The 12,867-nt window shown below is 67.1% G+C and carries 12 protein-coding genes; 9 read left to right on the top strand and 3 right to left on the bottom strand.

The features are described 5' to 3' along the window. Positions 1 to 31: 31 nt before the first annotated feature. Positions 32 to 625, bottom strand: coding sequence for a putative pterin-binding protein (locus AC3WUT_RS07865; RefSeq protein WP_492346515.1), 594 nt, complete (start codon positions 623 to 625; stop codon positions 32 to 34). A gap of 84 nt (positions 626 to 709) precedes the next feature. Beyond that, the gene (locus tag AC3WUT_RS07870) at positions 710 to 1,051 is read right to left on the bottom strand and encodes an ArsR/SmtB family transcription factor (RefSeq protein WP_492346668.1); all 342 of its coding nucleotides are present in this window, start codon (positions 1,049 to 1,051) and stop codon (positions 710 to 712) included. Between the two features lie 141 nt (positions 1,052 to 1,192). On the opposite strand from AC3WUT_RS07870, the gene AC3WUT_RS07875 reads away from it, so the two are divergent. The 8 genes from AC3WUT_RS07875 to AC3WUT_RS07910 all read left to right on the top strand — a co-directional run bounded on the left by AC3WUT_RS07875 (position 1,193) and on the right by AC3WUT_RS07910 (position 9,824). Continuing rightward, positions 1,193 to 2,248 carry an efflux RND transporter periplasmic adaptor subunit gene (locus tag AC3WUT_RS07875; RefSeq protein WP_492346516.1) on the top strand — a complete coding sequence of 352 codons (1,056 nt, stop codon included), beginning with the start codon at positions 1,193 to 1,195 and terminating at the stop codon, positions 2,246 to 2,248. Position 2,249: 1 nt separating this feature from the next. Further along, on the top strand, positions 2,250 to 5,516 hold the full coding sequence (locus AC3WUT_RS07880; protein ID WP_492346517.1) for an efflux RND transporter permease subunit: 3,267 nt from the start codon (positions 2,250 to 2,252) through the stop codon (positions 5,514 to 5,516). A gap of 41 nt (positions 5,517 to 5,557) precedes the next feature. Continuing rightward, a complete protein-coding gene (locus tag AC3WUT_RS07885) occupies positions 5,558 to 5,767 on the top strand; it encodes a YgaP family membrane protein (protein ID WP_492346518.1) in 210 nt (69 codons plus the stop codon). Positions 5,768 to 5,770: 3 nt separating this feature from the next. Further along, a complete protein-coding gene (locus AC3WUT_RS07890) occupies positions 5,771 to 7,153 on the top strand; it encodes a TolC family protein (protein ID WP_492346519.1) in 1,383 nt (460 codons plus the stop codon). Positions 7,154 to 7,167: 14 nt separating this feature from the next. Then, positions 7,168 to 7,500: a rhodanese-like domain-containing protein gene (locus AC3WUT_RS07895; RefSeq protein ID WP_492346520.1), complete on the top strand. Its 333-nt coding sequence runs from the start codon at positions 7,168 to 7,170 to the stop codon at positions 7,498 to 7,500. A gap of 28 nt (positions 7,501 to 7,528) precedes the next feature. Beyond that, complete coding sequence (locus AC3WUT_RS07900) at positions 7,529 to 7,978, top strand: OsmC family protein (protein WP_492346521.1); 450 nt, start codon at positions 7,529 to 7,531, stop codon at positions 7,976 to 7,978. Between the two features lie 31 nt (positions 7,979 to 8,009). Continuing rightward, positions 8,010 to 8,390, top strand: coding sequence for a rhodanese-like domain-containing protein (locus AC3WUT_RS07905; protein ID WP_492346522.1), 381 nt, complete (start codon positions 8,010 to 8,012; stop codon positions 8,388 to 8,390). A 162-nt stretch (positions 8,391 to 8,552) separates the two neighbouring features. Next, positions 8,553 to 9,824 (top strand): NAD(P)/FAD-dependent oxidoreductase, encoded by a 1,272-nt coding sequence (locus AC3WUT_RS07910; RefSeq protein ID WP_492346523.1) that lies wholly within the window; start codon positions 8,553 to 8,555, stop codon positions 9,822 to 9,824. Here AC3WUT_RS07910 and AC3WUT_RS07915 read toward each other — a convergent pair whose 3' ends face one another. Next, on the bottom strand, positions 9,825 to 11,288 hold the full coding sequence (locus AC3WUT_RS07915; RefSeq protein WP_492346524.1) for an aminotransferase-like domain-containing protein: 1,464 nt from the start codon (positions 11,286 to 11,288) through the stop codon (positions 9,825 to 9,827). 81 nt (positions 11,289 to 11,369) lie between these two features. Here AC3WUT_RS07915 and ccoG point away from each other — a divergent pair, with 81 nt between their 5' ends. After that, positions 11,370 to 12,842 (top strand): cytochrome c oxidase accessory protein CcoG, encoded by a 1,473-nt coding sequence (gene ccoG, locus AC3WUT_RS07920; protein WP_492346525.1) that lies wholly within the window; start codon positions 11,370 to 11,372, stop codon positions 12,840 to 12,842. Positions 12,843 to 12,867 lie beyond the last annotated feature (25 nt).

Genomic DNA, 12,867 nt, shown 5'->3' on the forward strand with positions numbered 1-12,867 from the left:
GGCGCTAAACCCAGCGCCCGCGAGCCATCGTTCACGCAGGCTTGACGCCGATGTGGTAAAGGCCCCAAGGGCACTTGGCAAAGCCTTCGTTCAGCGGCTTGCCCTTGAGTGAAGGGATGTTTTCGGGGTCGTACACCGCCCATTGCGGTCCCAGCCCACCCAGGCCCATCGGCTTGCCATCCAGGTGGGTGGCCACGATCATCTGGCGGTCGCGGATCTCGGCCACCGTCAGCGTCACGTTGTAGCCGTCCACGGCCCGCAGTTCGATCGGGCGGTTGGCCTGCAAGGTCACACCGGCGGCTTCCAGCACCGTGGTCAGCAGCGGGCCGCTCAGCTCATGGGGTTTGCTGTCGTATTCCAGGCGGGGCCGGATGCTGATCGCTGGCAGCCGGGCCAGGCTGCTGGCGGTGAAGGTGGTGGCCTGTTTGAACTCGATGCCTTGCTTGGCCATCATTTGGTCCAACGCGTGGTCGAGGGCACCCCGGTTGGGCTTGCCCACCGCACCTGTCACGGTCAGCAGCACGGGCTCTGCGTTGGCCGCAGGCTGGGCCCGGGCCGGTGCGTTCAGGGTGCCGAGGGCCAGGCCGGTCAGGCCGGCCAGGGTCATGAAGTCTCTTTTTTCCATGGTGTTTCTCCGCGCCGCTTCGGGCGCGCACCATTTTGCCTGCCGTTGGTATCGGCTTCAATGTGACCCGGGGTGCACAGGGGCTCAATCGGCGTCGCGCGCGAACACGGTGTGTCGCTTCTGGGCCCGCTCGTATTGGCGCGCGATGCTGCCGCACACCAGATCGCACAGTTGGTAGACCGATTCATCCGCAATGCGGTAGTAAACGCTGGTGCCGCGCGCCTCGCGGCTGACCAGGCCGTGCTTGGTCAGGTGGCTCAGGTGGCGCGAGATGTTGGCCGGCGTGAAGCCGCAGGCCTGGGCCAGGTCGCCCACATTGTGCTCACCACCGCGCAGCAGGTTCAGCAGTTGCAAGCGGGTCGGTTCCGACAGCACCTGAAAGTAGGCGGCGACCTCTTCCAGGGCCTCTTGCGGCATGTTTTCCATCGTCAGTTCTTCCATGACCAGCAGCCGGCCATGGCGGCCAGCTTCACTGGTTTTGAATACTATCACTTGCTTATTTAACTGAATAGCTAAATAATGAATAAAGCGCATCGCCATGCCTCTCTTCGTCGAAAGCCTTTGTCCATGAAACTCCGACCCCTTGCCACTTTGGCGCTCTCTCTGGGCCTGCTTGCCACCCTTCCGCTGGGGGCGGCTGAGCGGGTGGCACTGCGGTCGGTGCCGGTCGCGGCGGTGAACGGCGCGGCCCAGGCCACGGCCCTTGATGCGGTGGTGGAGGCCGGGCGCCAGACCGTGATTGCCGCCCAGGTCCAGGGGGCCATCGTGGCTTTGCCGGTGAAGGCGGGTGACACCGTCAAGACCGGTCAGTTGCTGATGCGCCTGGACGCTCGGGGCGCCCAATCGGGGGTGGACGTGAGCCAGGCCCAGCTGGAAGCGGCCAAGGCCCTGGCCGCCCAGGCCCTGCGTGAACACCAGCGGCAGAAAGCCTTGTTCGAGCAGCAATACGTCAGCCAGGCCGCCCTGGAGCGCAGCCAGGCCGCCCTGCAGGCGGCCGAGGCCCAGGTGCGTGCCACCTCTGCACAGACTGCGGCCGCGCACACCCAGTCAGGCTACTACAGCGTGAGCGCACCCTATGCGGGCGTGATCAGCGAGCTCCCCCTGTCCCTTGGCGACCTGGCCTCGCCAGGGCGACCTTTGCTCACCCTGTTCGAACCGGCCTCACTGCGCATCAGCGTGCAGGTGCCCGAGTCGCTCGCCTCCGGCCTGACCGCTTCCAGCGCTTTGCAGGGGCAGATCAGGGTGCTGGTGGACGGCGTGCCGGCGTTTGTGGCGCCGCAATGGCAGTGGTTGCCCGCAGTCGATCCGGTCAGCCACACCCGCACGCTGCGCCTGACCCTGCCTGCCGACCGGTCTGGCGCGCTGGCCCCGGGCCGCTTTGCCCGCGTCTGGCTGCCAGTCGCAGGGGCCGGTGCGGCACCTGCCAGGCTGTATGTGCCGCAAACGGCCGTGCTGCGGCGGGCAGAGTTGCAGGCGGTGTATGTCCTCGCGGCGCAGGGTCGCCCGGTGCTGCGTCAGGTGCGCCTGGGCGAAGCCCGCGGCGATCAGGTGGAAGTGTTGTCAGGCCTGCGCGAGGGCGAATCCGTGGCCCTCGATCCCCAGGCTGCGGCCCAGGTGCGCTGACATGAAACACCCCAAGCATGACACCCCCCGCCTGGGTCTGGCGGGCCGCACCGCAGCGTTGTTCCAGAGCGCTCAGATCACCCCCCTTCTGGCCCTGGTGGCCTTGCTGCTGGGCCTGTTCGCCGTGCTGGTCACCCCGCGCGAGGAAGAACCCCAGATCAACGTCACCATGGCCAACGTGCTGATTCCCTTCCCGGGGGCCAGCGTGGCCGATGTCGAGCAGATGGTGGCCACGCCGGCTGAGCAAGTGCTGGCGCAGATGGCCGGCACCGAGCACGTCACCTCGGTGTCGCGCCCCGGCCTGGCCGTGGTCACCGTTCAATTCAAGGTGGGCGTGTCGCGCACCGAGGCGCTGGTGCGCCTGCACGACACCGTGCGCAGCCACAACGACTGGCTGCCGCCCGGATTGGGCGTGCTCGAACCCCTGATCAAACCCAAAGGCATCGACGATGTGCCCATCGTGAGCCTGACCCTGTACAGCCCCGATCCTGCCATCGGTGCCTACGACCTGGAGCGTGTCGCCCACAGCCTGGAGCTGGAACTCAAGCGCGTGCCTGGCACCCGCGAGGTGCGCACCCTGGGGGGGCCGGGTCATGCCGTGCAGGTGCAATTGGACGTGGCGCGCATGGCCGCCCTGGGCATCACCCTGGACGACCTGCGCCGGGCCCTTCAAGGGGCCAACCAGGGCGCTCCTCTGGGTGATCTGCTGCAGGCCAACCAAGCGCTGGCGATCGAAGCCGGCCCTTACCTGGGCAGTGCCCGTGAAGTGGCCGATCTGGTGGTGGCGGTGCGAGAAGGCCGGCCTGTGTTCCTGCGCGATGTGGCTGAGGTGCGCGATGGCGCCCCGGCGGCCACAAGCCTGGTGTGGCATGGCTTGGGCGCAGGGCAGGGCACTGACGCCAAGGCGGTCGGCAGCGAATACCCTGCTGTCACGCTGGCCATCACCAAGAAGCCTGGCGAAAACGCCATCGACGTGGCCAACGGCGTCATGGCCCGCGTGGCCCAGCTGCGCAACACCCTCATCCCCGAGGCCGTGCAGGTGGCTGAAACCCGCAACTACGGCGCCACCGCCAACGACAAGGCACAAAAGCTGATCCAGAAGCTGCTGTTCGCCACCGCCTCGGTGGTGGCCCTGGTGTTCGTCGCGTTGGGCCGGCGCGAGGCGGCCATCGTCGGCAGCGCCGTGATCCTCACCCTCACCGTCACCCTGTTCGCTTCCTGGGCCTGGGGCTTCACCCTCAACCGGGTGTCGCTGTTCGCGCTGATCTTCTCCATCGGCATCCTGGTCGATGACGCCATCGTGGTGGTCGAGAACATCCACCGCCACCAACTGCTGCACCCCGGCAAGACCCTGGCCGAACTCATTCCTGGCGCGGTGGATGAAGTGGGGGGGCCCACCATCCTGGCCACTTTCACCGTGATCGCCGCGCTGCTGCCCATGGCCTTTGTCAGCGGCCTGATGGGCCCCTACATGAGCCCCATCCCCATCAATGCCAGCATGGGCATGCTGCTGTCGCTGCTGATCGCCTTCATCGTCACGCCGTGGTTGTCGCGCCTGTGGATGAAGCCCCATGCCTCAAGCACCGGGGCGGCCAGCGCACAGGGTTCCGCCACCGGCCTCGCATCGCGCCTGGAGCAGGGCTTTCATCGCGTCTTCACCCCTTTGCTCGACGAGCAGCGGGGCGCCCGCAACCGCCGCCTGCTGGGCTTGGCGGTGGCCGGCCTGATCGCCGTGTCGGTGGCCTTGCCGGTCGCGGGCCTGGTGGTGCTCAAGATGCTGCCCTTTGACAACAAGTCCGAGTTCCAGGTCGTGGTCGACCTGCCCGCTGGCACGCCGGTTGAGCAGACGGCGGCCGTGTTGCACGAGCTGGGGGTCTTTCTGGCCCAGCAACCCGAGGTCACCGACTACCAGGCCTATGCCGGCACCGCGGCCCCGATCAACTTCAATGGCCTGGTGCGCCAGTACGACCTGCGCGCCAGCAGCGAGCTGGGCGATCTGCAGGTCAACCTGGTCGACAAGCACCACCGCAGCGAGCAAAGCCATGCGATTGCCAGCCGCCTGCGTCCGGCGCTGCAGCAGATCGGCCAACGCTTCGGTGCCAACGTCAAGGTGGTCGAAGTGCCCCCGGGCCCCCCGGTGCTGGCTCCGCTGGTGGCCGAGATCTATGGCCCCACGGCTGAAGGCCGGCTCAGCCTGGCACGGCAGGTGCGAGCCATCTTCAGCCAGACCGAATCGGTGGTCGATGTCGACGACTCTTCCATCGCCGCGGCCCCGCGCAAGCTGGTGCTGATCGACCGGCCAAAGGCCGCCGCCGCGGGCATCCCGCAGGCCGCCATCGTGGCCACCTTGCGCGCTGGCCTCAGTGGCGAAGCCGCCACCTACCTGCGCGATGCCAGCAAGTACCCCACGCCGGTGCTGCTGCGCCTGCCCCCCGAGCGTCAGGGCGATCTTGAGGCCCTGCTGCAGTTGCAGGTGCGCGGCCCTTCGGGCCGGGCGGTGGCCATCCGCGAGCTGGTCCGCCTGAGCGACAGCCAGCGTGAGCAGCCGGTCTATCACAAGGATCTGCAGCCCGTGAACTTCGTCACCGGTGACATGGCCGGCCGCATCGACAGCCCCTTGTATGGTCTGTTCAAGATGCGCCGTGACATCCGGGCCCTGGTGTCACCCGGCGGCGGTGCCTTGCAGGAGTACTTCATCCAGGCCCCAGCCGAGTCGCAGCGCGACTACGCCCTCAAATGGGATGGCGAGTGGCAGATCACCTACGAGACCTTCCGCGACATGGGTGCCGCCTATGGCGTGGGCCTGATCCTGATCTACCTGCTGGTGGTGGCCCAGTTTGGCTCCTACCTCACGCCCTTGATCATCATGGCGCCGATCCCGCTCACCATCATCGGCGTGATGCCCGGGCATGCCTTGCTGGGGGCCCAGTACACCGCCACCAGCATGATCGGCATGATCGCGCTGGCCGGCATCATCGTGCGCAACTCGATCTTGCTGGTCGATTTCATCCACCTGCAAGTGGGCGAGGGCGTGCCTTTCAAGCAAGCCATCGTCCACTCGGCTGTCACCCGGGCCCAGCCCATTTTGTTGACCGGGCTGGCCGCGATGCTGGGTGCGTTTTTCATCCTCGATGACCCCATCTTCAACGGCCTGGCCATCTCGCTGATCTTCGGCATCGGCGTTTCCACGCTGCTGACCCTGGTGCTCATTCCCACGCTGTACTACGCGGCCTACCGGCGGCGTTTCGCAGCGCCTTCTTCGAGCTGAACCTCGACCTGACCTTCGACCTGAATCCAAGGAGCTTTCTCATGAAATCGTGGCAAATCGTGCGCCTGGTCGCCGGCACCTTCATCCTGCTGTCACTGGCCCTGGGGGTGCCTGGCAGCCCCTTGTTCCTCAGCACGTGGTGGCTGGCATTCACCGCCTTCGTGGGCCTCAACCTGCTGCAAAGCGCCATCACCCGCTGGTGTCTGATGGAAAGCATCCTGCGCAAGCTGGGTGTGCCGGGCGGCTGCTGAGCCATGCGAACGGCCAAAACCCTGCTGGCAGCGGCGGCCCTGTTGGCCTCGCTGTCCACCCCGGCTGCCGATCTGCTGGAGGTCTGGCGCGCCGCCAGCCAGAACGATCCCGAAGCGGCCCGGGCGCTGGCCCAGGGCGGGCAGGCCGCGCCCCGGCGTGAGCAGGCACGGGCACTGTGGCGACCTGGGGTTGAAGTCACGGGTGGCGCCGGCCTGATGACGGCCAGTTCGGCCATGAACGGTGCGAGCTTTTCGGCCCCCGGCTTTGGCCAGTCCACCGGGGTCGCGTTCGGTACCTCGGTGAACGGTGGCCGGGCCAGTCAATGGACGCTGGGCCTGCGCCAACCCCTGATCAACGGCGAGCGCGCTGCCCGCAGCACCCAGTTGGAGCAGGCCGCCGAGGCCGCCGAACTGGAGGCCCGCCTCACGCGTCAGGACCTGATGCTCCACACCAGCCAGCGCTACTTCGACGCCGTGCTGGCGGCCCGGCGCCTGAGGCTGTTGCAAAAGCAGCAGCAGGCCGTGCAGCGCATGCTGACCGAGGCCCAAGACCGCTTTCGCCTGGGCGATGCCCCGGTCACCGACATCCACGAGGCCGAGGCCCGGGCCCAAGGCCTGCAGGCCCAGGCCCTGGAGGCCGACAACGCCTTGCAGGTGGCGCTGGCCGCGCTGCGTGAGTCCAGCGGGCTTCCCGGCCTGCAACTGCCCCTGGCCCAGCCCTCGGCGGCCGACCTCCCGGTGCCGCCGGCAGCGCTGGAGCAGGTCCGCGATCAGGCCTTGGCCGGCCACCCGGGCCTGGCTTTGCTGCAGGCCCGCGTGGCCGTGGCCGAGGCCGAGGTGCGCAGCCTTGACGCAAGCGCCTCGGCCTCGCTGGACCTCGTGGCCCAGGCCACGCGTCAGCACCTGACGGGGTCGGGTGACTATGGCCAGGCCAGCAACGATGCCCGCCAGCAGATGATCGGCCTGCAACTGCGGGTGCCCCTGTACACCGGTGGCTGGCGTGATGCCCGCCAGCAAGAGGCCTTGCGCGGCGTGGAGCAGGCCCGCGCGGAGCTGGATCAGGCCCGCCTGCAGATCAGCCAGCAAAGCCGCTCGGCCTGGCTGACCTTGAGCACCGCGCCGGCACGCCTGGCCGCTCTGCAGGCCAGTCTCAAGGCCGCCAATGCCCGCCTGGCGGCCACACGGCTGGGGCGCAGCGTGGGCGACCGCACCACGTTGGATCTGCTGAATGCCGAAAATGACCACATGGCGGCCGAGTTGGGCCTGATGCAAGGGCGCATCGAAGTGTTGCAGCAGAGCCTGGCGCTGGACGCCCTGCTGGGCCGCCTCGACGAGGGCAGCCTCGCCCGATTGAACGCCCGGCTGGCCCTCAACCCTGATCTTTGACGGAGTGTCTTGCCATGAACTGGTTTTCGAAAATACTCGGTGGCGGAGACCGTGCGGCCGCTGAACCCTGGCCCGAAGAGGCCCTGATCGTCGATGTGCGCAGCCCTGGCGAATTCCAGTCGGGCCATGTCGAGGGGGCCCTGAACCTGCCCCTCAATGAGCTGCCTAGACTGGCAGGCTCACAGTTGCCCGACAAGGGCCGGCCTCTGGTGCTTTACTGCCAATCGGGCATGCGCTCGGAAAGCGCCCGCCAGTACCTGCAAAGCTGCGGGTACACCGGGCTCTTCAATGGGCGCAGCCCCGGTGCTGTGGCCCTCAGGCTGCAAAGGCCCATCGTTCGCAACTGAATCCCCCGTCCATTTTTTGCGAGTGCCCATGTCTGAAAACACCTTGACCACCGTCGAACTGCGGCAGCAAAGCGATTACCAGTTCCAGATCCATTTCGGGCCTGCCCTACCGCCGCTGCTGGGCGACGAACCTCCGCCCCTGGGGCAGGGCGCCGGCCCCACGCCGGCGCAGTTGCTGGCGGCGGCCGTCGGCAACTGCCTGAGCGATTCGCTGCTGTTTGCCTTGCGCAAGTTCAAGCAGGCGCCTGAGCCCATCCAAAGCCGTGTGCAGGCCGAAATCGGCCGCTCGCCTGATGGCCGCCTGCGCGTGCTGCGCATGCAGGCCACCTTGCAGCTCGGCGTCCCTCAGTCACAGCTTCAGCACCTCGATCGGGTGCTGGACCAGTTCGAATCCTTCTGCACCGTCACGCAAAGCGTGCGGGCCGCCATTCCCATCACGGTGGAGGTGCTGGACGCCGATGGCCAGCGCCTCAAGTGATCCCTGCCTGCTTTTCTCAACGGAGCTTCTCATGAAAACCCCTCTGGATCTGGTCCAGGCCGCCAAGGCCCGCATCACCGAAATCAGCGTCGACACGGCCGATCAGGCTCTGCGTGACGCTGACGTGTTGATCGACGTGCGCGAAGCCGACGAGTTTGCCGCCGGCCACATTCCGGGCGCCGTGCATTTTTCGCGTGGCATGCTGGAGTTCAAGCTGGCCGCCGACCCTTCGCTGCAGCGCCGCGACCTGCAGATCGTGCTGTATTGCAAGACCAGCGGGCGTGCCGCACTGGCGGCCGCCTCGCTGCTGGACATGGGCTATGTCCATGTCCAGTCGATTGCCGGTGGCTTTGACGCCTGGGCTGCGGCCGGCAAGCCGGTCAACAAGCCGGCGTCACCTGCATTCGGCTGACCCTTGAACTGAAGGCACCCCTGGGTGCCTTTTTGCTGTCTTTTATTTAATTGATCAAGCAAATGGCTACGTAAGCAATCAGTCGTCATCAGGGATCAGCAGCCACAGAGCTGCAGCCCAGTCCGTGCACAGGCCTGTGCAAGCAACCTCAGGAGACAAACCATGGCCCATATCGTGATTCTTGGCGCAGGGACCGGCGGCATGCCGGCGGCCTATGAGCTGCGCGAAAAACTTCCATCCGAACACCGCATCACGGTGATCAATGCGCTGGACTATTTCCAGTTCGTGCCCTCCAACCCCTGGGTGGCGGTGGGCTGGCGTGAGCGCGCAGCCATCACCTTCCCGATTCGGCCCTACCTTGAAAAAAAGGGCATCGATTTCGTGGCCCAGCAGGTCACCCGCATCGATGCCGAGGGCAACAGCCTGACCCTGGCCGATGGCGCCAGCCTGGCCTATGACTACCTGGTCATCACCACGGGGCCGAAGCTCTCCTTCGACGAGGTACCCGGCTCCGGCCCGGAGGGCCATACCCGCTCCATCTGCAGCGTCGATCACGCCGAGCAGACCTGGGGGGACTATCAGCGCTTTCTCGAAGCCCCTGGGCCGGTGGTGGTCGGTGCCATGCCGGGCGCGTCCTGCTTCGGACCAGCTTACGAGTTTGCGTTCATCCTGAACCGGGACCTGCGCAAGCGTCGCCTGCGCCACAAGGTGCCCATGACCTATGTCACCAGCGAGCCCTATATCGGCCACCTGGGGCTGGGCGGGGTGGGCGATTCCAAATCGATGCTTGAAAGCGAGCTGCGCAACAACGACATCAAATGGATCACCAATGCCAAGGTCACCCGGGTCGACGCCGGGCGCATGTTTGTCACTGAGCTTGACGATGCGGGGCAGGTCAAGAAAGAGCACGAATTGCCTTTTGCCTTCAGCATGATGCTGCCGGCCTTCAAAGGTGTTGAGGCGGTGGCCGCCGTCGAAGGCCTGTGCAATCCGCGCGGCTTCGTCCTGATCGACGAACACCAGCGCAGCAAACGCTACCGCAATATTTTCTCGGCCGGCGTGTGCGTGGCCATTCCTCCTGTCGAAGTCACGCCGGTCCCCACGGGCGCGCCCAAGACCGGCTACATGATCGAGACCATGGTGACCGCCATCGTGCACAACATCGCCGCTGAGCTGGCTGGCCAGCCTGCCCAGGCCAAAGGCAGCTGGAACGCCATCTGCCTGGCCGACATGGGCGATACCGGGGCCGCATTCGTCGCTCTGCCGCAGATTCCGCCGCGCAACGTCAACTGGTTCAAGAAGGGCAAGTGGGTGCACCTGGCCAAGATCGCGTTCGAGAAATATTTTCTGTACAAAATGAAAACCGGCAGCTCCGAGCCGGTGTACGAGAAGTACATGCTCAAGGCCTTGGGCATCGAGCGGCTGGGGCCCTGATCAGCTCGCCGGCGATGCCGCACCTGCAGCCCCGGGTAGGGCGCGGCACAGCCCCGTGGCCAGGTGCCCCAGGGTGCGCAGCGCGCCGTCAAAGCGCGCGTCTCCGGGGTGGCCGATGTTCAGGCGCAGGTGGTGGCTGAAACGGCGGTCGGCCGAGAACAGCACGCCGGGCGCGCAACTGATGCCCTGCAGGCGGGCCAGCTCGTGCAGACGCAGGGCATCGACCTGAGGCGGCAACTCAAGCCAAAGAAAATAGCCGCCGGCCGGGCGTGTGACCCGCGTGCCCACTGGAAAGCTCTGGTCGATCAAGGCCAGGGCGTGGGCGTGCTGGGCCGCCAGCGCCGCGCGCAGGTGGCGCAGGTGGCGGTCGTAGCCGCCCTGCGCCAGGTACTCGGCCAGGGCACGCTGAGGTGGCAGCGAGGTGGCCAGCGAACTCATCATCTTCAGCCTTTGCACGGCGGCCCCGTGGCGGCCGGCAGCGGCCCAGCCCACCCGGTAACCGGGGGCCAGGCACTTCGAGAACGATGAGCAGTGCAGTACCAGCCCCTGGCGGTCGAAGGCCTTGGCGGGCAGCGGGCGCTGCACCCCGGTGTGCAGCTCACCGTACACATCGTCTTCGATCAGGGCGACGTGGTGCCGCGCCAGCAGGTCCACCAGGGCCTGCTTGCGATCCGTCGGCATCAGGGCCCCCAGCGGGTTCTGGAAATTGGGCATGAACCAGCAGGCCGCCACTTTCTGGCGCTGCAGCAGTTCCTCCAGTGCGGTCAGGTCCACGCCGTGTTGCGGGTCGGTCGCCACTTCGACCGCGCGCAGGTTCAGCCGCTCCAGCGCCTGCAGGGCCGCATAGAACGTGGGCGACTCCACCACCACCACGTCGCCGGGCTGCGTCACGGCCTGCAGGCACAGGTTCAAGGCCTCCATGGCACCGTTGGTGATGACCAGCTCGTCTTCGGCCAGCGCAATGCCCTGCAAGGTGTAGCGCCGCAGCAGGGCCTGGCGCAGCCCCTCATCGCCCGCGGTCAGGGCGTTGGTGATCTGCACCGGTTTGACCCGGCGCATCGCCCGCGCGCCGCAGCGCGCCAGGCTGTCAAAAGGAAACAGGTGGGGCGCTGGAAAGGCAGAGCCCAGGGGCACCACCTCGGCGTCGCGCGTGCTGCCCAGCAGGGCAAACGCGAGTTCGCTCACGGCCACCGGCTGTGCTTCGGCCTGGGGTGCTGCCGTCAGGGGCATGGCACGGGCCGCCCGGGCCTGGGCCCGCACGAAAAAGCCCGAGCGTGGGCGGGTCTCGACCAGGCCCCGCGACTCCAGCAGCGCGTAGGCCTGGAACACGGTGGACGGGCTCACGCCGCGGCGCTGGCAGGTTTCGCGCACCGAGGGCAGTCGCTCGCCCGCGCGCAGCACACCGCTGCGAATGCCTTCGGCCAACGCTTCGGCCAGTTGTTCGTAGCGGTGCAACTCGCGCATGGGGCATTCCAATCTGATCTTGTTGAATTTCAATAAATCTGCATCTTAAGGATCAGATGAAGACGTTACACCATCAGGGGCATGTCTGATCTGTCTCATCTGCCTGCTCATACCCTGCACCTGGCCCGTTCTGCCGGCCCCGGCTTGCCCCCCGAAATCCCCGGTCTGGCCGACGGCCTGCGCATCCAGGCGCGCTCGGTTCAGGGGGCCTTCACGCGCTGGCGCTGGGCCTTTGTGTGGGCCACCCAACTGTTGTTCTACGGCTTGCCCTGGGTGCTCTGGGAGGGGCAGCCCGCGGTCTGGTTTGATCTGGACGGTCGCCGTTTCCATCTGCTGGGGGCGGTGCTGTTTCCGCAAGATCTGATCTACCTCACCGGCTTGCTGGTGTTCAGTGCCTTGTTGCTGTTCCTGGCCACCACCCTGGCCGGGCGGGTGTGGTGTGGTTTCAGCTGTCCGCAAACCGTGTACACCGAGATCTTCCAATGGGTTGAGCACCACACCGAGGGCGACCGCCAGGCCCGCCTGAGGCTGGATGCCACCGCCTGGGGCCCGCGCAAGCTGCTGCGGCGTGGCGGCAAGCACGGTGTCTGGGCGCTGATCGGCCTGTGGACGGGCATCACCCTGGTGGGGTATTTCACGCCCATCCGAAGCCTGTTGCCCGCCGTGGTCCAGGCCACGCTGGGCCCCTGGGAGGCCTTCTGGGTGCTGTTCTATGGGGCCGCCACCTACCTGCATGCCGGCGTGCTGCGCGAGAAGGTGTGCCAGCACATGTGCCCCTACGGGCGCTTTCAGGCCGCCTTGATGGACCGCGACACCCTGATCGTGGCCTACGACCGCCCCCGTGGCGAACCGCGAGGCTCGCGCCCGCGCGGGACCGATGCCCGGGTGCTGAACCAGGGTGCCTGCGTCGATTGCACCCTGTGCGTGCAGGTCTGCCCGGTGGGCATTGACATCCGCCAGGGCCTGCAGGCCGCCTGCATCGCCTGCGGGGCCTGCATCGACGCCTGCAACCGCGTGATGGACCAGTTGAAGGCCCCGCGTGGCCTGATCCGCCTGAGCACGCCGCGCAGCCTGGAAGGCGACCGGGTCAGCCCACCGGGCGCCCCGCGGTGGCGGTCCCTGGCTCGCCCGCGGGTCTGGGTCTATGGCGGGCTGCTGAGTCTGGTGGGCGTGGCCCTGGTGTGGGGCTGGCTGCAGCGCCCGACCCTGCGCCTGAACGCCATGCGCGACCGCAGCGTGATGACGCGCCAGGTGGGGCAGGGCGAGGTGGAGAACCTGTACCGGCTGCAACTGATGAACGCCAGCGGCCAGCCCCAACGCGTGATGCTGCACGTCAGCGGGGCCCAGGGCTTGACCCTGCTCGATGCCGAGCCGGTGCTGCTGGCGCCTGCCGGTGCCCAGACCCAGTCGGTGCGGGTGCGCATGGCCTCAGCCCAGGCCTTGTCGCTGGCGGGCCAGATCGTGCCGATCCGCTTTGAGTTGCGGTCCGAGCCTGATCTCGGTGACGCGGGCCTGCGTGCCGACACGGCGTCCACCCTGGTGCTGCCGCGCTGACGGGTCTGACCGGCCTGACCGGCAT

This window comes from Curvibacter sp. EU05-FHT14A10, assembly GCF_058791075.1.